At 35.6% G+C, this 23,665-nt stretch carries 16 protein-coding genes; 8 read left to right on the top strand and 8 right to left on the bottom strand.

The genetic code is table 11. The features are described from left to right. Positions 1 to 76: 76 nt before the first annotated feature. The 6 genes from QO200_RS14985 to QO200_RS15010 form a co-directional block, all read right to left on the bottom strand. The gene (locus QO200_RS14985; protein WP_371541503.1) at positions 77 to 1,504 is read right to left on the bottom strand and encodes a hypothetical protein; all 1,428 of its coding nucleotides are present in this window, start codon (positions 1,502 to 1,504) and stop codon (positions 77 to 79) included. An 18-nt stretch (positions 1,505 to 1,522) separates the two neighbouring features. Continuing rightward, positions 1,523 to 2,386 (bottom strand): alpha/beta fold hydrolase, encoded by an 864-nt coding sequence (locus QO200_RS14990; protein WP_371541505.1) that lies wholly within the window; start codon positions 2,384 to 2,386, stop codon positions 1,523 to 1,525. 65 nt (positions 2,387 to 2,451) lie between these two features. Then, positions 2,452 to 3,957 (bottom strand): class I adenylate-forming enzyme family protein, encoded by a 1,506-nt coding sequence (locus QO200_RS14995; protein WP_371541508.1) that lies wholly within the window; start codon positions 3,955 to 3,957, stop codon positions 2,452 to 2,454. Further along, complete coding sequence (locus QO200_RS15000) at positions 3,954 to 5,441, bottom strand: sodium:solute symporter (RefSeq protein WP_371541511.1); 1,488 nt, start codon at positions 5,439 to 5,441, stop codon at positions 3,954 to 3,956. Before QO200_RS15000 ends, QO200_RS14995 begins: the two co-directional genes overlap by 4 nt. Positions 5,442 to 5,692: 251 nt before the next feature. Beyond that, the gene (locus tag QO200_RS15005; RefSeq protein ID WP_371541513.1) at positions 5,693 to 6,310 is read right to left on the bottom strand and encodes a PolC-type DNA polymerase III; all 618 of its coding nucleotides are present in this window, start codon (positions 6,308 to 6,310) and stop codon (positions 5,693 to 5,695) included. After that, on the bottom strand, positions 6,311 to 8,230 hold the full coding sequence (locus QO200_RS15010) for a DUF294 nucleotidyltransferase-like domain-containing protein (RefSeq protein WP_371541515.1): 1,920 nt from the start codon (positions 8,228 to 8,230) through the stop codon (positions 6,311 to 6,313). It abuts the gene before it with no gap. A 219-nt stretch (positions 8,231 to 8,449) separates the two neighbouring features. Between QO200_RS15010 and QO200_RS15015 the strand changes: the two genes are divergently transcribed. The 8 genes from QO200_RS15015 (at position 8,450) to acs (ending at position 19,483) form a co-directional block, all read left to right on the top strand. Continuing rightward, positions 8,450 to 8,869 (top strand): helix-turn-helix domain-containing protein, encoded by a 420-nt coding sequence (locus QO200_RS15015; protein ID WP_371541518.1) that lies wholly within the window; start codon positions 8,450 to 8,452, stop codon positions 8,867 to 8,869. Positions 8,870 to 8,977: 108 nt separating this feature from the next. Continuing rightward, on the top strand, positions 8,978 to 10,216 hold the full coding sequence (locus QO200_RS15020) for a hypothetical protein (RefSeq protein WP_371541521.1): 1,239 nt from the start codon (positions 8,978 to 8,980) through the stop codon (positions 10,214 to 10,216). A 27-nt stretch (positions 10,217 to 10,243) separates the two neighbouring features. Continuing rightward, a complete protein-coding gene (locus tag QO200_RS15025; protein ID WP_187009457.1) occupies positions 10,244 to 10,504 on the top strand; it encodes a DUF4212 domain-containing protein in 261 nt (86 codons plus the stop codon). Between the two features lie 28 nt (positions 10,505 to 10,532). Further along, a complete protein-coding gene (locus QO200_RS15030; RefSeq protein ID WP_371541524.1) occupies positions 10,533 to 12,284 on the top strand; it encodes a sodium:solute symporter family protein in 1,752 nt (583 codons plus the stop codon). A 268-nt stretch (positions 12,285 to 12,552) separates the two neighbouring features. Next, positions 12,553 to 15,267: an ATP-binding protein gene (locus QO200_RS15035; RefSeq protein WP_371541526.1), complete on the top strand. Its 2,715-nt coding sequence runs from the start codon at positions 12,553 to 12,555 to the stop codon at positions 15,265 to 15,267. Then, positions 15,264 to 15,626 (top strand): response regulator transcription factor, encoded by a 363-nt coding sequence (locus QO200_RS15040; protein ID WP_371541529.1) that lies wholly within the window; start codon positions 15,264 to 15,266, stop codon positions 15,624 to 15,626. The genes QO200_RS15035 and QO200_RS15040 overlap by 4 nt, the downstream gene beginning before the upstream one ends. 16 nt (positions 15,627 to 15,642) lie before the next feature. Continuing rightward, complete coding sequence (locus QO200_RS15045) at positions 15,643 to 17,559, top strand: acetate--CoA ligase (RefSeq protein WP_371541532.1); 1,917 nt, start codon at positions 15,643 to 15,645, stop codon at positions 17,557 to 17,559. Positions 17,560 to 17,575: 16 nt separating this feature from the next. Further along, positions 17,576 to 19,483 (top strand): acetate--CoA ligase, encoded by a 1,908-nt coding sequence (gene acs, locus QO200_RS15050; RefSeq protein WP_371541534.1) that lies wholly within the window; start codon positions 17,576 to 17,578, stop codon positions 19,481 to 19,483. Positions 19,484 to 19,622: 139 nt separating this feature from the next. On the opposite strand, the gene QO200_RS15055 is transcribed toward acs, so the two are convergent. Together QO200_RS15055 and QO200_RS15060 are read right to left on the bottom strand one after the other, a co-directional pair. Beyond that, complete coding sequence (locus tag QO200_RS15055; RefSeq protein ID WP_371541537.1) at positions 19,623 to 22,511, bottom strand: alpha-amylase family glycosyl hydrolase; 2,889 nt, start codon at positions 22,509 to 22,511, stop codon at positions 19,623 to 19,625. Positions 22,512 to 22,581: 70 nt separating this feature from the next. Then, on the bottom strand, positions 22,582 to 23,664 hold the full coding sequence (locus QO200_RS15060; protein WP_371541539.1) for a SusE domain-containing protein: 1,083 nt from the start codon (positions 23,662 to 23,664) through the stop codon (positions 22,582 to 22,584). Between the last annotated feature and the right edge of the window lies 1 nt (position 23,665).

Consider the following 23,665-nt stretch of genomic DNA (forward strand, 5'->3'; position numbering starts at 1 on the left):
ATTTGACGATTTTTTGGTATGACTATAATAATAAAAAAGCCCAAAACACACAGAGACTACATTAGACCTCCTTAATTTACTTGGAATTTTTCAGGTGTGACTTTAATTTTGAAAAAGCTTCGGGAAGATTTTTTGACAATCGATTTATCACTTGAATCATTAGATTCCTTTGGCTTTCAGAAATAATCATTCCCTTCAAAGGCTCTTTAATTTCTTCCAATAATCGAGCTGAATTGATTTTTCCCTCCATATAATTGGACAAGGAAACGCTCCATGTAATCGTAGGCACATAATTATCTCTTTTCCTGCGATCATTTTCAAGTTCCTGGAGTTTGTATTTTTGAAAAATTTGCAAAACGGCATCGTATTTTTCTTTTGTAATCAACACATTAAAATAAGACGTAAAGAAAAGATGCCAGCGGTGTTTTAGAATTGCTTCTTCGTTTTTCCTTAGAAAAAGACGCGCAATATTTTCAGCTTGTAAAAGTTGGCCGAATTCAGTCAATAATCGAATGTGATAGGAAGTGTAACTGATTTTTTGATGGTAATTGTGTGTCAACTCTGAAAGCGATTTGAAATTCTCCAAAAGCTCTAATGCTTTTTTGGGCTTATTGTTTTTTATCAAAATAGCGACTAAGTTATTCACATACATCAAGGTATCATCATTATCCTGACGAATAGAAAGAAATCCGAAATACTCTGCTTTTATCAGTTCATTTTCTTTACTGTGCAGCAAAACTCTATTAGCATAATAATTTGATAACAACCTGCGTGAATACATTTCGCCTCTACTGAAAAAGACATCAATTTGATCAAAAAGCAGTTTCAATTTCTGATTGTCGTTGTAATTTGTAAACATAAAAGCCAATAAAACAAAAGCCTGATACCTATTCCTACCATCAATTGTTGTGGTACTAAAAACTTTATACAACCATTTTTCCCAATATTTAGTTTCGCTATTCTTGAGCGTATATTGGTTAGTAATTTCAGTGGTTGCCTGATAGAGTTTGTCCTGAATTGTTTTTGCTTTTGTAAAATGGGGCGAAAATAGCTCCAGAAAATCTGCGATAATTTGATGATCATTGTACCTCATCCGGATCAAAACATAAGCTCTGTATTCTCGGGCTAATTCATAAAGGTTCTGGAAGTTGTAGTCGAGTTGTTTGTAGTTTTGAATGTATTGAAGAAAGTGGTCTTCTTCTAATGACGAAATTGTGTCAGTTAGAATTTTCTTTTTATAAAGCATAATCCATTCGGTAGTCAGGTCGACATCGATGAAAGTTAGCTTTTTTTCCATCCAGTTTTTAATATAATTGTACTTTCTCTTATCGATATTTTCGTCGAAAGAAATAAAAACGCTCTGCGAAAGTGCATTTTTGACAACTTGATTAAAAATTTGCTGTTTTTCCTCATCCTGAAAATTATGAATCAAAGCGAGGTATTGCGCTTCATGCGGCAGGATTTTTTTGCTGAGCTCAGTAAATTTTTTTAGTTTAATCTTCATTAAATAACCTTATGACTTTTACTCTAACCAAGTTGTAATTATACGATTTACTTCGGTAGGTTTTTCAAACTGAACAAAATGCCCACTTTCGGAAACAAAGTGTAAGGTACTGTTTTTGATCTTTTCCTGTCCGATACCGCCTATTAAATTTGTTGTCAAATTTGGATTTAAGTACCTATTCGGAATCAGATTATCGTTTTCTCCAAAAACCACTAATGTTTTCACTGCAATCAAATTCAGTTCTGCATGAGTAGGCTCGTCTAACATCCCTGCAATACTTTTTACAATTGCATCACAATATTCCGGAAAATCAGCGGCTTGCTTAATTCTTTTTCGATCAGAAATCATCGTTTGTGCTTCTTCAGGCAACTTAAAAAAATTGAGTTGATAATTACGGTCAATCTGCTCGTCTGTAGTTTTAGACACCATATCAGCAGTTACAGCATTTTTCATCAAAAGAGCCTGTTGCGCATTGAATTCTTCTATTCCTGCCGGAGCAATTAGAATAAGTTTTTTTAGTTTTTCAGGATGCTTTAAAGCTAATTTAATAGCCGCCTGTCCACCCATAGAATGCCCTGCCACAATAACATTTTTCAATTTCAGTTTATCTATTAATTTCACCACAATATCAGCATAATAAGTGGGCGTATAAGCTGGTGCAACTTTCGATGATTTACCAAAACCCGGTAAGTCTAATGCTACGCAGGTATATTTATCTTTCAAGTTTTCAATATTGCGAGACCAGGCATCAGCATTACTACTCAAACCGTGAATAAAAACTATCGTTTGCTTTCCTTTACCTTCCTTAATGTAGGCAATTTCCAAATTATCAATACTGGTATAATGAGTGGCAAACGTATAATCTGAGGTGATATTTTTCATGGTTTCAGCTTTTTGAGAAAAAGAAACAGTACTGATGACAAGACTTAAAAACAAATACATTTTGATCATGATTTTGGAATTAATGAGTTAAAATATTCATATAGTTTTTTACGCGAGACTTTACCTAAACTCGTCAGCGGAATTTCATCTAAGATAAAAATGTATTTCGGGTGTTTGTAATCTGCTAAATTAGCGCTGAGAAAATCATGGACCTTTTCACTCGTAAGTAACGCATCATTACATGTCACAAAAGCAATACTACATGACCCCCATTTTTGATCTTTTACAGGTAAAACCAGAGCTTCTTTGATACCTATTAATTTTTCTATGCAAAACTCAATCTCTTGCGGATAGATATTTTCTCCGCCGGAAATATACATATCATCTTTTCTCCCTTTTAGGTACAAATATCCTTCAGAATCGCTGTACACTAAATCACCCGTATGTAACCAGCCGTCTTTAATTTTATCCCTTGTAGCTACTGAGTTGTTCCAATATCCAGGAGTTATAATATCTCCCTGAATACATAACTCGCCAATTTCATTTTCTTTGAGCCTTTTTCCATTTTCATCTATGATTTTAATTGAAAGATAAAAGTTAGGTTTACCAATAGAATTTGGTTTTAATAACGCCATTTCATGATGGAGAGAAGTGATGCTTGGTCCAGCTTCCGTTAAGCCGTAACCAGGTCTAATATCAATATTTTTTTCTGTTTTCCAATGTGAAACCAATTCAAAACTAACCATTTCTCCTCCCGAAATGATATATCGCAAATCGGCTAATTTTGCTTTTTGGAATATAGCGGTTTTCTGCATCATCGTCAACATTGTTGGCAAAGCCATAAACAAAGTTGTTTTATTCTCTTCCAAAAGATATAAAACGCGTTCAGCATCAAATTTTTCTACCATCCCAATGTGTGCCCCTTTGTGCAATAAAGGAGTAATAAAAATATTCCACCCTGAAGTATGATACGGCGGTAGCGCATTAATAGTAGAATCCTTGAAAGTGATTCCCAATTGCATTGAGGTATTCAAACTGTTCCAAAACAACATTTTATTGGTATACAAAACACCTTTTGGCATTCCAGTTGTTCCTGAAGTATAAAAAAGAAATAGCGGGTTACTCTCTTTTATTTCTTTTTTAATTACGAAAGCGGATTGCTCTTCTCTTTTGAAAATAACCGTCAATTCCGAAACATCATAAAAAGGAATATTTAATGCCCCAAAATTAACTTTTGCCTCCTGGGCTTTACTGTAAATCAATAAAGAGGGACGACAATCGGCTATTAAACCTTTGATTTCAGCCTCTGAAAGCCGATAATTCAAAGGGGTCAGTATTGCGCCTAACCTTTGGCATGCCGAAAAAAGCACGAGATAAAAAGGGCCGTGCTCTGCTAAAACAGCAATTCGATCTCCTTCCTGAATATTTATACTAATTAGATGGTTTACTACATGGTTAGCATAGTTATGAATAGCCGCATAAGTGTAACTCTCCTGATCATCATATGATGTCACAGCTATCTTATCAGGCGTATAATCAGCCCATTTCGCAATCCAGTCTAAGGTATTCATATGTTGGCAGTTTTATTACTTAATTTATAAAAAATCAATCCAGTACATAAGGAAGTCAAAATTGCAATCGCTGCTGATACTCCAGGATTATTTACAGTCTCTTGCATATAAGGTGTGATACGTAAATAATAAATTCCAAAATGGGACACTAAAGCCACTACACTAGCGGTAAAAACCACTTTTATAGGCACTTCTTTAAAAAATGTACCAAACAAAACTGGAACAAAAGCTGCAGCAAAATAAGCATAAACTCCATTTTGAGCAAAAATAGCGACACTTAATGCTGGATGTTGAATTTGTTCCCAACTTAAAATAAAACTAACAACGGCTAGCAACACAATTACCACCTTATTGATTAAAAATGATTTTTCTTTCGATTTTGGAGCTACTGTTCCAATAATATCTGTTGTAATTGTAATGGATAATGACTGAATCAAACTCTCTAAAGTAGATAAGCCAGCAGAAATAAGCCCAACAACTACCAATACTCCTGCAGCTACAGAGAATTTAGTAACCACATAAGTAGGAATTATTTCATCCATTTTTAGAGGCTTGCCATCAACAGTTAAATCAGGAAAAGTTAGTCGCGCGTATAGCCCCACAAACACAACCAAAAAATAAATCGACATAAAAAATATACTGCTAAGCAAGTATAAATTTACTTTAGAAGGATCTTTTAGCATCAAGGACTTAGTAATAATATGAGGCTGACAAACAATGGCTACCCCAATCACGATTTGTGCAAAAATAATTTCGAAATAATCCCTAAACAAAAAACTGCTTTCATTTGTTGTTTGTGTCAATTTAGGGTCAATCGCGTTTAGCTGATCTATAAAACCTGAAATGCCATTTTCAAAAAACTCTCTTCCGGAGTAAAGCATCATAATAGCCACTATGAGCATTATTATCGCTTGGATAGTATTGGTGTAAACCATAGAATTAGCTCCTCCAAACATCATATAGCCGAAAACAAAAATCGTAATTCCCATTAAGACATAAAAGGGATCTGCTTGTAGTGATTTAGAAATTACCTGTGTTAAACCAACATTAATTAGAACAACAAAAGTAATCAATAACAAAGCAATAACACCGAAGAAAAACTTGTATGAATTACTATTATAACGGTTCCCCATCCATTGTGCCATCGTAGTTGCTTTTACCTTACTACCGTATTTTGCAAAGCCTTTGGTAAAAACGATGAGAGAAATAATTGCCGCTATTGGCATTACAATTCCAAATGAAATGAATCCGGAAACCCCGTACAACGCAATAAACCCTGGATTAATTACAAAAGTAGCCGCACTTGTCATCGAAGCAGCTAATGACAAACCAACGACCCACGAAGGGAAGCCCATATTACCCACCGCATAATCAGAAATACTTTTTGCTTTTAAAGCGCCTCTGACAACAAAAAACAAAATAACTAGAGCATATAAGACTAATATTATACCGATATACAGCGTCCAATTTTGGGAATCCTTCATATTTTCGAAATTTATCTATAACAAAAAAAGACAATTAATGACTACAGTTCTATACAAGTATATTAATATCCTAGTGTGACTATTACAATTAAAAACTAATTTTAATGTAAAACATCAACAAAAACAATAATTAAATAACAGTGTGACTTAAAATCATATTCCGAATCATCATGTTTCAAGTCCATCCGAAATCCCCGAAATTTTTGAATATGCCCATTATCAAACTTATGATTTAAACTTTATAAACAATACTACTGCTTCCATTTGTTTTTAAGTCGCAAAAAAACCAATGCTGTTATATACGCATCGCCAATTGCCGTATGTCGATCACTTTTTTGAATTTTAAAAATCCCACATAATTCATCCAAACCAGTATGCTGATCTTCCTGCAGTCCTTTAAATTTTTGATACATCAAATCAGTATCGATACTTCTATTTTTGAGTTTACCCAGCCCCATCCGTTTTAATGCTTCATTTATCATTTTAACATCAAAACTCACATGATGACCCACAAGTACCGCATCCTTTATAAAAGCGAGAAATTCCATTATTGCTTCGGTCTCTGCAATTTTTACTTCCTTACCCTCCTTTAAAATCCCATGAATAGGCACTGTTTCTTTCTTAAAAATATCTTGCGTCAAAAACAGTTCTAAATAATCGTTTACGCTAATGGTATTTTCATAAATACCAACAGCACCAATCGACAGAATCACATCTGTTCTATAATTCAGACCTGTAGTTTCTGTATCAAAAGCCACAAGCCGCCGCTCTAAATCATTTTTTACTTTAGAGTCAAAACAGGACAAATAGCTTTTCCAAAATTCAGGATAGACTTTCGTATCTTTTTTAAACCAATCGAATAGCTTCATTTACGTAAAATAAGTGAGTTGAAATCGGGTTTTGAGAATTTCCTGTACATCATGAATCGGCTGAAAAGCATTTTTAAGTTTTAGCCTATCCAGTTTTGACAATTTATTTAAATCCAGGTATCTTCCACCGGAATTATTTGCAAAACCTTCTTCGGTTCTAAATTTTAGCAAAACAGAGAATGCATCAGAACAAGCCTCGTAAATCGCAGCATTTTGAGGTTCTAAAGCTGCCAATTCTTTAAATCGTACGAGAGTATTATTTGTTCCTGTGATTTTTTGATCCAAGCACAACAATCTGGCAGCATCAATTAAAGGCATTAAGCCACGGCCTTTAACATCAAAACTATCTTTATGTTCGCCATCTTTCTCTACTAAGAACTGCCTGAAAAAACCAAGTGGAGGCGGGTTTTTCATAGCATCACCTCCCAAGTATGCAAAGAAAATCTGATTGTTAGCTACATTTTTAAAAATAGCCTCCGTGATTGAATCAACCAACTCTTTATTGCCATAAACAAAGTCATAATCAAAAAATATGGAGCACATTAAAATCCCTTTCTCTCCCGGACTATTGATCCAGGTAGCATATTGATCCTTCCATTCAGTTACAGACTTGCACCATAATGGATTACTCGCCATCATTTCTGCAGGACAAAATTCGTAGCCAACAACATTTAATATATTGGTCACATTTTCCGCTAATTGAATAAAATATTTCTTAACCTCATCGTGTTTTTCTGCAGCTACATCTTCAAAAACCAAAGCATTGTCTTGATCTGTCAATAACAATTGCTCTTTTCTTCCCTGACTCCCTATATTCAACCATGCAAATTGAACAGGAGGCTGTTGCTTCATTTTTAAAACAGACAACTCAATTGCTCTTTTTGTAATAGCTGAATTAATCTCCCCTGTAATCTGGCAAATATGACCAATAGGAATATTTTCATCCAAAGCATTCTGAATTAATTGCGTTAGGTTTTCTCTAATCCCTTTAAGCTCTTCTGCTGTGTTTGCCCGTTTTGTTTGTTTTATAAGTACTCCTGGATTATTCGCTTGCGCAGTAAAAACATCATGTTCAGAAATAATTCCTATGATTTCTGACGCTGGCGTACCATCTGACGTCACACATAAATGCCCAATATTGTGCTGCATCATCAACAACTGGACTTCAGCAACAGATCGATTTACCGCTACAGTAATTACGGGTGCCGACATAATTTGGTCTGCACTATCATTTATAGAAAACATTCCCGTAGCAATTTTAGAACGTAAATCTTTGTCGGTAATAATACCTATTGGCAATCGATTCTCTTCAATAACAACACTGCCTATTTTATACTTTACCATAATTTCAGCTATGGCCTTTACGGTTTCTTTTCCGTTAGCTGTAATAGGATTTTCAGTATGCGAAATAGGTTTGAAATACTGAATTACAGCATCTTGTTCATTATAGATTATATTTTCTGAAATCAATTTTCCCTTATTTTCTTTGTCGTAGGGATTTCGTGTATTAGAAGCAAAACTCTCTAATAAAAACTCAGATACCTCTCGATTTTGAAAAACATACTTTTTAAAAACAGCAATAGGAATCGCGTAGAGCAAACTTTCTTCTCGAGCCATGGCGTCCATCAAATAATTATCCTTGGCAAAAAAAGGTCGGAGTCCCAAAATATCACCTTCATCACATTTATCGATAAGAATTTCTTTTTCGTCATAAGAAATCGACAAACCCACTGCTCCGTCTTTAACAATATAAAAAAAGGGATGCGGTTGATCATTCACATTAAAAAGCACCTGATTCTTTTCCAAATAAACCACCTGCGATTCTTTAGAAATCACAATCAAATCAGGCATACTAAGACTTAAAAAAGGAGGGTGTTTTTTTAAAAAATCGGCTATTCGCTCTGCTATTGAGTTTTTCATAAACTTATTATTGATATCTAAAATTACACAAAATAGACAAGGTTCTGACTAAAGGCTAATTAAACTGTAAAAAAAATAAAGGTAAATCGCGCTTAAAAGTGCCAAAACCCTAACAAATCAACACTAAAAATAAGTTATCTATAAATTAAAAGCATTTTATTTACATTATTCTTTTAAACATAATTGCTAATTTACTATATTTATGCAAATTTTATATACATGGAGATTTTAGCCTGCCCAAAATGCCAAGGAAACCACATCATAAAAAGTGGCGTAATCAACAACAAACAAAGGTATTTATGTAAAAAATGTAATTATTTTTTTACTGTTAACAAAATCGGAAAAAAGATAGATGATTACTATGTCACCAAGGCACTCCAACTATATCTCGAAGGATTGAGTTATCGCGAGATTGAGCGTATTATTGGGGTATCGCATGTAACTGTTAGTAACTGGGTAAAGTCTTTTAATATAAAAAAACCATCTCACGCTAACTACCACCCTACTTATAAGATTTTTAATCACTTAGAACTAGTCGAATACATCAAAAACAAAGATTTACTATCAGGAGCAGGTATGATAATAACCGAGCTCGGGGATAAGTTCATGCTTATAAAATGGGAACGTTTTAAAGATTAACTATAGTTGTTTACATCTATATATAGCTTACTTTTTTTTCTTAACAAAAAATTAGACTTTGGTACCCTAGAAACTAACCATTTCTCCTAACCAAACTAAAAGTTTATTATGAAAAAAGTTTATTTGATCGCAGCAGTCCTGCTTTTATCTTTAAAAGGCTTTTCACAAGGCTCTCCTGATTATGGAGCCGGAATGAAATTTAATCTTAATGAGGATGGCTCAAAGTACCTTAGAGTATTGTCATGGGCCCAAATTTGGGGACAATACAATTCTGACCGTCCACTTGACGGTAACGGCAATGAACAAGCTGATCTGGACTTCAGCGTAAGAAGGGCACGTGTATTGATTTACGCGCAAATTAATAAAGACTTTTTAATTATAACTCATTTTGGACTTAACAGCCTAAACGTAGATACAATGAGTCCAACAGGAAAAGGGGATGGTTCCCAACTATTCATGCATGATGCTTATGTGCAATACAGTCTTGGAAAGGACAATGCAGTTGGAGGAGGATTACATTACTGGAACGGAATCTCTCGTTTAAATAATCAAAGCACATTAAACCTAATGACACTGGATAACCAAAGACAAGCATGGGCAACTCTTGGTTTATCTGATCAATTTGCCAGACATATTGGAGCATTCGCAAAAGGTGCTTTTGGTAAATTTCAATATCGCGTTGCCATAAACGGTGCATCTACAAATAATTTACAAGCCTCTACAGTACCTGTAAACAATGGCGCAGCAACTTACACTGGCGCTAGATTACTAGGCTCAAAAGAAGCAGGAAGAACATACGCTGGTTATTTTGAATATGGCTTTTTAGATTCTGAAAGCAACTTTTTACCTTATAAAGTAGGTACTTACTTAGGAACAAAAAAGGTCTTCAATATTGGAGCTGGTTTCTTCTCACACCCTAATGGTTCCGTTATAGCTGATGCCGCTGGAAATTTGAGCGGAGAAAACGTTACAATTTTTGGACTAGATGCTTTTTACGATGTGCCAGTAGGGACAAAAGGCGCCGCTCTTACTGCTTATGCCTTATATCAAAACACCGATTACGGAAAAGATTATAGACTAGGAACAACTTATGAAACTGGATCAATGGTTCATGCACATCTGGGTTATGTTCTTCCTGGAAAATCAAAAACTCGTTTTCAGCCGTATGTATCTTACGATGAAAGACAAATAGATGCCATAAACGATAATGCTTCTCAATTTGGCATTGGAGCAAATGCATTTTTTAGCGGTCACAATTCTAAACTGACTTTAGAATACCAAACCTTAAAATATGCTACAAACAAAGCAGTAAATACACTTACGCTGCAAGCAATGATTTACCTATAATCTATTAACTTTTTAATCACAACTATCATGAGCGATAAACAAGACAACGCAACTGCGTATTGGAAGGAAAACCTAAGATACCTTCTGATATTATTAAGCATTTGGTTTGCTGTTTCCTACGGAGCAGGAATCCTTTTCAAAACTGCATTAGACTCCATTAAGTTAGGTGGCTTCCCACTTGGTTTTTGGTTTGCACAACAAGGTTCTATTTATGTATTTGTCATACTGATATTTGTCTATGTTCGACTAATGAACAAGCTAGACAAAAAATACGGTTACGACGAATAATTTAAAAACTATAAAAAAATAAAACATCATGGATTTACAAACTTGGACCTATATACTCGTTGGAATAACATTTACGCTCTATATCGGGATTGCAATTTGGTCTCGTGCGACATCGACTAAAGAATTTTATGTTGCTGGTGGAGAAATTTCACCATTAGCAAATGGTATGGCTACGGCCGCTGACTGGATGAGTGCTGCTTCCTTTATATCTATGGCCGGAATCATCTCCTTTGATGGATATGACGGTGCCGTTTATTTAATGGGTTGGACTGGTGGATATGTATTACTAGCACTTCTACTTGCACCTTATCTGAGAAAATTCGGGAAATTTACTGTGCCGGATTTCATTGGAGAGCGTTACTATTCTAATAGTGCTAGAACCGTTGCTGTCGTTTGTGCGCTAGTTGTTTCATTTACTTACGTAGCTGGACAAATGCGTGGTGTGGGTCTCGTATTCTCTAAATTTTTAGAAGTTGATATTAATACTGGTGTTATCATAGGAATGGTAATTGTTTTGTTCTACGCCACGCTGGGAGGAATGAAAGGAATCACTTATACCCAAGTAGCACAATATTGTGTTTTAATATTTGCCTTCATGGTTCCAGCTATCTTTATTTCGATACAAATGACAGGAAACCCAGTTCCACAATTAGGAATGGGAGCAACAATCACAGGAACTGACACTTATTTAATTGACAAATTAAACGGTCTTTCTACAGATCTTGGGTTTGCAGTTTATACCGATGGTACAAAATCAATGATAGATGTCTTTGCAATCACATTAGCCTTAATGGTGGGTACGGCAGGATTACCTCACGTAATTGTACGTTTCTTTACCGTTAAAAGAGTAAAAGATGCCAGAAAATCTGCGGGATATGCTTTGATCTTAATTGCCATATTATATACTACTGCACCAGCAATTGCTGTTTTTGCAAAAACAAACTTAATCGAAACTGTTAACGGAAAAGACTATACTTCAATGCCAGCTTGGTTTACTAAATGGGAGAAAACAGGTCTATTGACATTTGAAGATAAAAACGGAGACGGAAAAATTCAATATTATAATGACAACTCTAAAGACGCTGCATTTTTAGCAGCGGAAGAAGCAAAAGGAAATAAAGGTAGTGAGCTGATTATCGATAAAGATATCATGGTTCTTGCTAATCCAGAAATTGCCAACTTGCCTAACTGGGTTATTGCATTAGTTGCTGCTGGAGCATTAGCTGCTGCCTTATCTACTGCTGCTGGTTTATTACTAGTAATTTCAGCTTCTGTGTCTCATGATATTATCAAAAAAATGATCAACCCTAATATTTCTGAAAAAGGAGAACTTTGGGCTGCTCGTGGAGCCGCAGCTGTTGCTGTAATTATTGCAGGTTATTTTGGCATCAATCCTCCAGGCTTTGTGGCCGCAGTTGTGGCGCTCGCTTTTGGACTAGCCGCTGCTTCTCTTTTCCCTGCAATTATCCTTGGTATTTTTGACAAAAAAATGAATAAAGAAGGCGCTATTTCAGGTATGGTTATCGGGCTATTATTGATGCTTTTCTACATGTTGAAATTCAAATTTGGACTTTTTGATGGTGGAAAAGATGCTGTTGCTGGCTTAAAAGAAAGCTGGTGGTTCGGAATTTCTCCTGAAGGTTTTGGAACCATAGCAATGATTGTAAACTTTGCCGTAGCATTTGCTGTCAAAAGTTTCACACCAGAACCTCCACAAGATGTTCAAGATATCGTAGAGCATATTAGAATTCCTTCTGGTGCTGGAGAAGCAACACACTAGAAATTATTAAATAGGTTATAAAAATATTTTTAAACTATACAATCTCTACATTTGTTTGTAGAGATTGTATTATTTAACACCATGAAAAAAAGACACGAACAAAAGTTGGTTATCCTCTCAATGCTTTTAGTATTAGCACTGAATATTCCGCTATTGCTATTATTTGACAATTCAAAGTCTCTCTTTGGTTTTCCAATTATCTACGTGTATATCTTTTCGGCATGGTTGTTCTCTATAGCGATCTCATACATAATCATAAAAAAATATTATGAGTAGTATTGGTCTTATATTGATTTTAGGGCTCTATGTATCTATCCTCTTTTACATAGCGCATTGGGCAGAAAAAAGGAGTAATTCTAAATGGACTACTAATCCGTATATCTACTCATTTTCCTTAGCTGTATATTGCACGGCTTGGACTTATTATGGAAGTATTGGCGTGGCTGCACAATCAGGTCTAAGCTACCTGCCTATTTATTTAGGTCCAATTATCATCATTCCAACTTGGATGATTATCCTTAAAAGAATTGTACGCATCTCAAGAGTAAACAAAATATCCAGTATTGCTGATTTTATTTCTTTGCGTTATGGAAATAGTAGATTTCTGGGTGCACTAGTAACCTTAGTATGTATTTTTGGTATTTTACCGTACATTGCTTTACAACTAAAATCCATTTCAGACACTTTTAATATTGTAACTAATACGCAGTCGAGTTCTAATATTTTTAGTGATACCACCACTTACGTTTGCATCGCACTCGCATTATTTGCGTCCTATTACGGGACAAAATATGTAGATGCTTCCGAAAAAAGACACGGAATCGTTACCGCTGTTGCGATGGAGTCTATCTTAAAATTAGTCTTCTTTTTAATCATAGGTATTTATGTTACCTACTTTGTGTTTGATGGCTTTGATGACATCTATGCTAAAGCAGCATTACTTGATAATTTTGACAAAAAAAATACTATTGGAGGATTAACAGAAGGTATCAACTGGTTTTTTCTTTGTGTTTTGTCCATGTTTGCTATTTTTCTATTACCAAGACAATTTCATACTGCTATTGTCGAGAACAATAAGGAAACACACATTAGAACAGCAATATGGATTTTTCCACTGTATTTATTACTTTTTAATATTTTCGTTTTTCCTATCGCTTGGGGTGGAAACATTCTTTTTGAAGGACAGGGCTTAAATGCAGATACCTATTCGCTATTAATTCCACAATTTTTCAACAACAACGTTCTTACCGTTTTAGTATTTCTAGGAGGGTTTTCGGCTGCAATTTCCATGATTATTGTTTCGTCAATCTCCTTATCCACTATGCTTAGTAACAACTTATTAATTCCTTATGGATTTGTAGGTTCGTTAGAGAACTCTTCGCAGAAAAAAAACAACAAACGAATATTGAACTCTAGGAAAATTGCTATTTTCTCATTGATTATTTTAGCTTATTTTATCTATAGATTTTTTGTTTTAGATTACTCATTAGTTTCAATAGGTCTAGTTTCATTTGTAGTTATTGCGCAATTAGCACCTGCTTTTTTTGGTGCTTTATTTTGGAAAAGAGGATCTAAAAAAGGGGCCGTAACAGGAATTATTCTTGGTTTCCTTGTTTGTTTTTACACTTTATTGCTTCCGTATGCTATAGGAATCACGTCTTCTTCTAGCACATTCATTCAAGAAGGACCTTGGGCAATTGAAATATTAAAACCTTTTCAGCTTTTTGGACTGGATTATTTAGAGCCTATCCAACATGCCTTTTTTTGGAGTTTGTTGCTAAACTCGATGAGTTACCTCGCCGTTTCAGTGGGTTTCAAAGGAAATTACAGAGAGCGCAACTATGCTGAAATGTTTGTGGACATTGATAAATACATCACGAATCACGAGAATGCATTTGTATGGAAAGGAACCGCCTACATCTCTGATATTCAAAAAGTGTTGCGCCGTTTCTTGGGTGAGGAAAGAACAGAACGCGCCTTAAACATTTTTAACTTGAAATACAGTATCGACAAAAACATTACTACTGCCGATGCCCGATTTATAAAATTTGCAGAGAATCTATTGACTGGTCATATTGGTACGGCTTCTGCCAAAATTTTAATTTCAAGCGTAATTAAAGAAGACAAAATTAGCCTTCCTGAAGTATTGCGCATTCTAGAGGAATCAAAAGAAAACATAATTATCAACAAAAAATTGACCGATACTTCAAATGAGTTAAAGAAAATAACAGATCAGTTAAAAAACGCAAATCAGGAATTGATAAATAAAGACATTCAAAAAGATGAATTTCTGGATACTGTTACGCATGAACTGAGAACGCCTATTACTGCAATACGTGCGGCAACTGAAATCCTGCATGATGACGATGATGAAATTCCAAATGAATTAAGAAAACAATTTCTAAAAAGTATTATATCAGAGTCTGATCGTTTGAATCGTCTGATTGATAAAATACTGGATTTAGAAAAATTTGAAACAGGGAAGCATAAAATTTACTTGTCAAAAAATAACATTTCAAAAACCATAAAAAATACGATCGATTCAGTAAGACAGTTAATAAATAACAAAAACATTACTATTATATTTAATGCCGCTTCAGAAGAAACAAAAGCCTTTTATGATGAGGAAAGAATCATTCAGGTTGTTCATAATTTAGTATCAAATGCCATAAAATTTTGTCCTACAACAGATGGAGAAATTACGATTACGGTAACTGAGAATACCAAAGACATAGCTGTCCGCGTTCATAATAATGGCAAAGGAATAAAGGTAGAAGAGTTTGAGCCCATATTTGATAAATTTTATCAATCTCGAAATCAGAATGTAAAAAAACCTATAGGAAGCGGTTTAGGACTTGCGATTTGCAAACAAATTATAGAACACCATAAAGGAAGTATTTGGGTCGAAAGTACCGAAGGAAATGGCGCTACATTTATTTTTACATTACCCAATTATAATACAACTGAAAACCAACAGAGATGAAGAAAATTTTAATTGTAGATGACGAGCCCAATATTGTTATGTCTCTGGAATATACATTCAAGAAGAATAATTTTGAAGTTTTCATCGCACGGGACGGACAAGAAGCATTAGATATACTGAATAAACAATTACCAGAGGTAATCATTCTAGATGTCATGATGCCCATGGTTGATGGTTTTGCCACATTGGAACAAATAAAAAAAGACGAACGATTACAACATTGCAAAGTCATCTTCCTATCAGCAAAGAACAAGGAGAAGGACATTGAAAAAGGACTATCATTAGGAGCTAATCTTTATGTCACAAAGCCTTTTTCGATAAAAAAACTAGTGGAACAAGTACAAGAATTAATTCAATAATTAAGATATTACTATTATGAATTACAATGAATATTACGCAAAAAGCATCACTCAACCTGAAAAATTCTGGAAGGAGCAAGCAGGCACAATAGAATGGTACAACAAACCTGAAATCATTTTGTCAGAAGACGAGAACGGTTATCCACTATGGTATAAGGACGGTGAACTAAATATGTGTTACCTCGCCCTCGATAAGCACATCCAGGATGGCTACGGTGATCAGGTGGCAATTATCTACGATTCCCCAGTAACCCAAACTGTAAAGAAATATACTTTTTCTGAAGTAAAAAACGAAGTAGCAAAACTCGCTGGAGGGATGCAATCCTTAGGGTTAAAAAAAGGACACACCGCTATAATTTACATGCCAATGATTCCCCAAGCAGCCTTTGCAATGTTAGCTTGTGCTAGAATTGGCGTAACCCATTCCGTGGTTTTTGGTGGTTTTGCCCCACATGAATTAGCGATAAGAATAGACGATTGCAAACCTAGATTGATTATAACCGCCTCCTCTGGAATAGAAGTGGACCGACTAATCACCTACAAACCACTAGTGGATGAGGCTATTGAACTGGCTTCCCACAGACCAAAAAAAGTAATCGTATTCAATAGAAAATTAGGAGCCCGAGTTCCATTTAAGAAATATGATGTGGATTATGATGCATTAATTTATGGCTCAGAAGAAGCGCCCTGTGTACCTGTTAGCGCCACACATCCATTGTACATCCTGTACACTTCTGGAACAACTGGGAAACCAAAAGGAGTAGTAAGGGACACTGGCGGATGCGCAGTTGCCTTAAAATTTTCGATGCAAAAAATATACAACATAAAAGAAGCCGAAGTTTTTTGGGCGGCTTCAGATGTAGGTTGGGTTGTAGGACACAGCTTTATCGTTTATGGTCCTTTAATTAATAGAAACAGTACTATTATTTTTGAAGGAAAACCAATAAAAACACCAGATGCCAGCACTTTTTGGAGAATTATTGACGAACACAAAGTAAATGCAATGTTTACGGCACCGACAGCTATTCGCGCCATTAAGAAAGAAGATCCAAATGGGGATTTTATAAAAAAATATGATTTAAGCTCTTTAAAAACACAATTTCTGGCTGGAGAACGTTGTGATGTTCCCACCTTAGAATGGTATAACCAACACATTCCTGCTCCAGCAATTGACCATTGGTGGCAAACTGAATCAGGATGGCCTATGATTGCAAATATGATAGGAGTTGAAACTTTACCAATAAAACCAGGTTCTGTAGGTAAGGCAGTTTGTGGCTACGACATTAAAATATTTGATGAAGAAGGAAATGAAGTGCAAGCAAATCAGCAAGGATATGTGGTGGTAAAACTACCCCTACCTCCTGGAACGCTACTTGATTTATGGAATGATAGTCCACGATTTAAGTCAGGCTATTTAAAACAATTTCCTGGTTATTATTTTTCAGGTGATGGAGGATATAAAGATGAAGACGATTATATTTACATCACCGGAAGAGTCGATGATGTCATCAATGTTGCGGGACATCGTCTTTCGACAGCCGAAATGGAAGAAGTAGTTGCCTCGCATCCATCGGTAGCAGAATGTGCCGTTATTGGCATTAACGATGCCCTAAAAGGACAAATACCTTTGGCATTGGTGGTAACTAAATTATACGACGATACAGAACATTTTCAATTAGAACATGAAATTATCAAGATTGTACGCCAAAAAATAGGAGCTGTCGCTTCTTTGAGAAATGTGGTTGTCGTAAATCGATTGCCAAAAACACGTTCCGGTAAAATTCTCCGGAAACTCATGCGAAGTATTGCAGACGGGGACCAGTTTCAAATCCCGTCGACAATCGATGATGAAGCCATCATCGACGAAATCACCGAGGTCTTACAAAAATATGAAATCGGTACTTTTAATAAAAATAACACACTAACTAATTAAATATATCCCACAGATTATGAGTCGCTATAAAATTAACAATCTAGAAGAATACTTTAAAGAATATAAAAAATCAGTCCGCGAGCCAAGAAAGTTTTGGGACAAAATTGCTTCCGAAAACTTCACTTGGTACCAAGAATGGGACAAAGTGGTTGACTTTAATATGGCTGAAGCCGAAATAAAATGGTTTGTCGATGCTAAAGTGAATATCACCAAAAACTGTATTGACAGACATCTTGCCAAAAAAGGAGACAAAACCGCAATCATTTTTGAACCCAATGACCCTAGTGAAGAAGCCCTTCATATTTCCTACACTGAATTGCACGAACGCGTTTGTAAAATGGCAAACGTATTACGTGAACAAGGAATAGAAAAAGGAGATCGCGTTTGTATTTATTTACCAATGATTCCTGAACTGGCTATTACCACTTTGGCTTGCGCTAGAATTGGAGCCATCCATTCCGTTGTTTTTGCTGGGTTTTCAGCATCAGCAGTGGCAACCAGAATAAATGACAGTGATTGTAAAATGGTCATCACTTCAGATGGTGGATATCGCGGAAACAAAACGATAGATTTGAAAGGAATCATCGATGAAGCATTGGTAAACACACCTTGTGTTGCTAACGTTTTGGTGGTAAAAAGAACAAACAGCTCGATAAATATGCAAGAAGGACGTGACCAATGGTTACAACCCCTTTTAGATGCAGCTTCAGACAATAATACGGCAGAAATTATGGATGCCGAGGATCCGCTATTTATACTTTACACTTCCGGTTCAACTGGGAAACCAAAGGGAATGGTACATACCACAGCAGGATATATGGTTTACGCAGCCTACACTTTCAAAAATGTATTCAACTATGAAGACAATGATATATTCTGGTGTACTGCAGATATTGGTTGGATAACTGGGCACTCCTATATTTTATACGGACCTTTATTGAACGGCGCTACAACGGTAATTTTTGAAGGAGTTCCTTCTTATCCAGATTATAGTCGTTTTTGGGAAGTTATTGTTAAACACAAAGTAACACAGTTCTATACTGCGCCAACTGCTATTCGTGCTTTAGCAAAAGAGAGTTTAGATTTTGTACAGAAATACAAATTAGATACCCTCAAAGTAATCGGTTCCGTAGGAGAACCTATAAATGAAGAAGCTTGGCACTGGTACAATGACCACGTGGGCGATAAAAGGTGTCCTGTAGTAGACACTTGGTGGCAAACAGAAACAGGAGGTATTATGATCTCCCCTATTCCTTTTGTGACTCCTACTAAACCAACTTATGCTACACTCCCATTACCAGGAATCCAACCCGTATTAATGGATGAAAAAAGAAATGAAATAGAAGGAAATCAAGTAGTGGGTAGTTTGTGTATTAAATATCCATGGCCAGGGATTGCCAGAACCATCTGGGGTGATCATAAAAGATATAAAGAAACCTATTTCAGTGCCTTTCCAGGAAAATACTTTACTGGAGACGGTGCCTTACGTGATGAAGTAGGTTATTACAGAATTACAGGTCGTGTAGATGATGTTGTTATCGTTTCTGGTCATAATTTAGGAACTGCTCCTATTGAAGATGCTATCAACGAGCATCCAGCCGTTGCTGAGTCAGCGATTGTAGGTTTCCCTCATGACATTAAAGGAAATGCACTATATGGCTTCGTTATTCTAAAAGAAACGGGGGAATCTCGTGACAGAGAAAACCTAACAAAGGAAATCAACCAACAAATTTCGAACCAAATTGGGCCTATCGCCAAGTTAGACAAAATTCAATTTGTATCTGGTTTACCTAAAACTCGTTCTGGAAAAATTATGCGTAGAATCTTGCGAAAAATAGCTGAAGGAGACTATTCTAATTTTGGAGACACGTCCACTTTATTGAATCCGGAAATTGTGGAAGAAATAAAGAACGGTAAAGTTTAATTTTTTATTAGCTTTAATTTGTTAAGAAACTGCTTCATAAATGGAGCAGTTTCTTTTTATATAAAAATGCCTCCAAATAGTGTCTAACTTTTTGGAGGCAGTTTATTAAGCAACAGCTTTTTTAAAACAGAATCAAAAACTATTTTTTTATAAATTTCATCACTTGAACCTCATTGTTTTCATTCAGTGCTTTTACAACATACACTCCATTACTTAAATCACTCACGTTATATTGAGACGATGTAGACTGATTGCCGTTGAAGCTTTTCATCAATTGTCCAGTGACAGAATAAATTTGGACTTTAGAAGCTGCCGTATTTAATGTGAAGTAATTAGTTGCAGGGTTAGGATATAGATAGATTCCATTTTCTTTTTCAAAATTGGCTATAGCCAAATTAGCGACCTTATTACCATATATTCTAAATTCTCCGGCAGGAATACTAATTGCCGCATTAACATCAGTAACAGTAATCGAGGTATTATCCATTAAATTATACCAAGTTCCTGTGTAAGGAAAACCAGTAGGTACATTTTTAGTAGCTAAATCAAAATTAGCTAACACTAAAACATCTTTCAATTGGCTTGAAGCCAATGAACTATTAGTGATTTTAATAGTAGGAGTTAATGATGAACTACTGATGGTTGCAGTCCCTGAAAAAACAGGTTCCTTAATTTTCATCGTAATCATTTTAGCCCAATCGGTATAAATTTTATTTCGATTGTTATCGCCAAGCCAATTGTTCACCCATTGCGGTTGCGGCTTAGTGTCTAATTTACAATCTCCTGAAATAGCATCATCAGAAGTATTTACAGAACCATTGTTGCATGTAAAAATGGAAAGATCCCACCCCAGCTCACCAAAATGATAAATCATCTTTGGTCCCGGAACTAACAATGTCACAGCCCCTAAAGCAGACATTCTGGAAAGTGCAGTAGCTGGTGTTTTTACATTGTATCCATTTAGATTAGCACCATACTGTATGTTTTTATACATTAAGCGCTCCTCATCATGGCTCTCTGCATAACCCATTAATCTATTCTTTGTAAATCCGTGAGCAGTACTATTTATTCTAGAAATGTTATTATCTGAATTATACCCCATGGTCAACTGATTGTATTGTTCAGTCATTTTACCCCACATCATAATCCCTTTGCTAACCGCATCATCAATTCTATAATTCGCCCATTGTTGTTCCTCAGTATCTGTACCTAAATGCTCAAAAATGGTATAGTGTGTAGCGTCCAAACTCCAAGAATAATCTGCATACGTTTTCAATACCGCTACTCTGTCCGCTTGCAATTGATTTGTACAATTATCTTGACCACCAGCAACACTTGAAGGACAGTTTTGAGTAAAACCTTTGGTTAAATCCCAACGCAATCCATCAATTTTATATTCTTCTATCCATTGTTTGACTACTCTTTTTACATAGTTTTGAGTTCTAAGCATCTGATGGTTAAAATCGCTCCCTACATTATAACTGTGCATGGCTTCTGTATTAAAATAAGGATTTTCAGCTGATGGCGAACCCCAACCGTCACCGTCAGGATCATTCATCCACATACGCACCATAGGGTTTCTTCCGAACGCGTGATTTAAAGCAACATCAAGAATTACGGCAATCCCGTTTTGATGACAAACATCTACCAGTTCCTTGAATTTACTCGAAGTTCCATAAAACTTATCCAAAGCCATATGAAAAGAAGTATTGTAACCCCAACTTTCATTACCTTCAAATTCCATTACTGGTAATAATTCGATAGCGTTTATCTTTAGATTTTTGAAATAATCCATTCTATCAATTACACTTTGATAAGTTTTGGCAGCATCAAAATCACGAACCAATAGCTCATAAACCACCAATTTCTCTTTTTCTGGTTTTACAAAATTAGTTGTTGCAGTACTCCATGGATATGGAGTCTGTCCTGTTTGCAAAACAGTAACATCTCTTTGTTGACCTACTGGATAAACAGGTAAATTTGGATACGATAATGCTGGAATATAAGGATCATCATCCGCCGATAATACCAAAGTAGAATAGGGGTCAGCCGTTTTTACCAGTGATGGTGTTCCTGCGATAGGTGTGACATCAACCACCCAATATTGATAGGTATAATTTGTACCTGATATCAATCCAGTTAGTTCTAACCAAAACTTACCTGAGCTAGGATCCTTTTTCATGGCATAGTTAGTATTTGGCTCCCATCCGTTGAAACTTCCCGCTACATAGATAAAATCTTTTAGCGGAGCATCTAAAACTAACGTTGCCTTTGTAGCATCTGCAGTATTATAATTGATACCATCCAATAATCCAGAAGGCATTGCTGCCGGGATTGTACCTGGATTAAGAACCACACTGAATTTTTTGCTAACTGTTGTTGCTCCTTGTGTAACTACCAATTCATAGTTTTGATTAGCGTTTATATTCGTATGGTTATAGCTATAACTTGAAGTGCTGGTATTTGTATTAATACTTACTCCATTAGCCTTTAAATTATAACTGGCATTACCATTAGTATTATTTGCGACAATATTTAAACTTCCTCCTGAGGCTATAATCGTTGAACTATTTACTGCCGGAGAACTTAAATTCACTTGAAAACTACCAACCTCTGCTAAGATATCTTGTGATTTTTTGTCACCAGTACCATCTTTAGCTTTAATTAAAAAGCCTATTTTTCCTATACCTGTAATATTATAATACGCAGAAGGCGTGATTGTTTTAGTATAAATATCAGATCCTGGATTATATGAAAATTTACTTGCTTCGTCAGAAGAAGTCCAAGAACCATTTAATGGAGTCCCCTTTTGGTTCGTATCATCAATATCAAAAGCCCAAGCCCAAAGGTACAAAGCATTTCCAGTTACTCCCCAAGCAGACTCATTTATACTACTCCCATTTATGGTGATAGTAATTGAAGTCGTTTCTTCGAAAGTAGCTGGATTAATGCTATAACTAACAGTTTGTTGTTGGGCGAAAGCCCCAATTGATAAGAAAAACAGTATTAAGAGTAGAGTTTTTTTCATAATATTCATTCTTTAAAAATTATAAAAAAGGGCTATCGAAAAGATAGCCCTTTTTGGAAAATAAAATATATTATTGTTTTACCATAGTATAAGTATATGCTCTTGGGTGACTTAAATCTAAAGTAATTAAATAAGTACCTGCAGTAGTACTAATATTAGTACCTCCTGCGTCTAAAGTACCATCAGCACCAGTATCTCCAAAGTTATAATCCCAGTTGTTATTAGCTCTAAATTTCATTCCATTATCTGGAGCAGATTGAGTTGTCAAAGTGGCAATAATGGACCAAGTTTTAGCTACCTTATTATAAGTCATCTTAGTATCAGCAGCCCAACCTCCTGGAGTACCATTACCTACAATTCCCCAAACTAGCGGAGTAGCTTTGTATGTTAATTTCTCTGTATCTACTTCAATTTTGTAATAACCAGCTGCTGGAATTTTAAAATTTGCTCCAGTTGCAGCAATAGTCCCTGCTGTAGCTCCGGCAGCATATTCACCTTTCCAATCTGGGAAACTTGTAAATTTAAATTGATCCTCTTGATCTGCACCTGTAAAAGCCGCAAAATTTACATAACCTTCAAAGTCTACTTTTCCGTATCCTGAAGCTGAAAGCGTTGGAGATGTAGCAGGATCCCAATTATTTGGGTATCCAGAAGCTTTTGCATATCCACCAGGAACCCATAATTTAGGGCTTTCAGTTGTGTAAGGAGTAATAACTATTCCAACTACATTAGAAAGCATTACTTCAGTACCAACAGTAGATTTCACTCTTATTTCAAATTCAGATGGAGCAAAAGGCGTGCTTTTCAATGTTAATGCTGCTCCATTCATAGTTTCAACTGAAACTGATGCTTGGTTTTCAGATTTTCTTGAAGCTAATACTACAGGTGTTTTAAACGCATTTCCTTTTTTGTCGATTTCTACAGTGTAAACAACTTCTACAGTACCACCATAGTTAGCAGATTTCCATGTAAAACGCTCCGCTTGTGCAGCTGCATTTGCAGGAGAAAGTACGTAAGAAGCACCAGATGTTGGAGCTGTTAGTACTGGTGAATCAACTCCTTCGATAACAGGTCTGTCTTGAACGTCTTCAACACTACAAGACAAAGCAACTACTGCAAATAAAGCAATTATTGATTTTGTTATATTTTTCATT

Source organism: Flavobacterium sp. Arc3 (assembly GCF_041431375.1).
Taxonomy (GTDB): Bacteria; Bacteroidota; Bacteroidia; order Flavobacteriales; family Flavobacteriaceae; genus Flavobacterium.

Coding starts and splice junctions, on each gene's coding strand:
- QO200_RS14985 (WP_371541503.1), bottom strand. CDS start 1,504: ATGAAGATTAAACTAAAAAAATTTACTGAGCTCAGCAAAAAAATCCTG.
- QO200_RS14990 (WP_371541505.1), bottom strand. CDS start 2,386: ATGAAAAATATCACCTCAGATTATACGTTTGCCACTCATTATACCAGT.
- QO200_RS14995 (WP_371541508.1), bottom strand. CDS start 3,957: ATGAATACCTTAGACTGGATTGCGAAATGGGCTGATTATACGCCTGAT.
- QO200_RS15000 (WP_371541511.1), bottom strand. CDS start 5,441: ATGAAGGATTCCCAAAATTGGACGCTGTATATCGGTATAATATTAGTC.
- QO200_RS15005 (WP_371541513.1), bottom strand. CDS start 6,310: ATGAAGCTATTCGATTGGTTTAAAAAAGATACGAAAGTCTATCCTGAA.
- QO200_RS15010 (WP_371541515.1), bottom strand. CDS start 8,230: ATGAAAAACTCAATAGCAGAGCGAATAGCCGATTTTTTAAAAAAACAC.
- QO200_RS15015 (WP_371541518.1), top strand. CDS start 8,450: ATGGAGATTTTAGCCTGCCCAAAATGCCAAGGAAACCACATCATAAAA.
- QO200_RS15020 (WP_371541521.1), top strand. CDS start 8,978: ATGAAAAAAGTTTATTTGATCGCAGCAGTCCTGCTTTTATCTTTAAAA.
- QO200_RS15025 (WP_187009457.1), top strand. CDS start 10,244: ATGAGCGATAAACAAGACAACGCAACTGCGTATTGGAAGGAAAACCTA.
- QO200_RS15030 (WP_371541524.1), top strand. CDS start 10,533: ATGGATTTACAAACTTGGACCTATATACTCGTTGGAATAACATTTACG.
- QO200_RS15035 (WP_371541526.1), top strand. CDS start 12,553: ATGAGTAGTATTGGTCTTATATTGATTTTAGGGCTCTATGTATCTATC.
- QO200_RS15040 (WP_371541529.1), top strand. CDS start 15,264: ATGAAGAAAATTTTAATTGTAGATGACGAGCCCAATATTGTTATGTCT.
- QO200_RS15045 (WP_371541532.1), top strand. CDS start 15,643: ATGAATTACAATGAATATTACGCAAAAAGCATCACTCAACCTGAAAAA.
- acs (WP_371541534.1), top strand. CDS start 17,576: ATGAGTCGCTATAAAATTAACAATCTAGAAGAATACTTTAAAGAATAT.
- QO200_RS15055 (WP_371541537.1), bottom strand. CDS start 22,511: ATGAAAAAAACTCTACTCTTAATACTGTTTTTCTTATCAATTGGGGCT.
- QO200_RS15060 (WP_371541539.1), bottom strand. CDS start 23,664: ATGAAAAATATAACAAAATCAATAATTGCTTTATTTGCAGTAGTTGCT.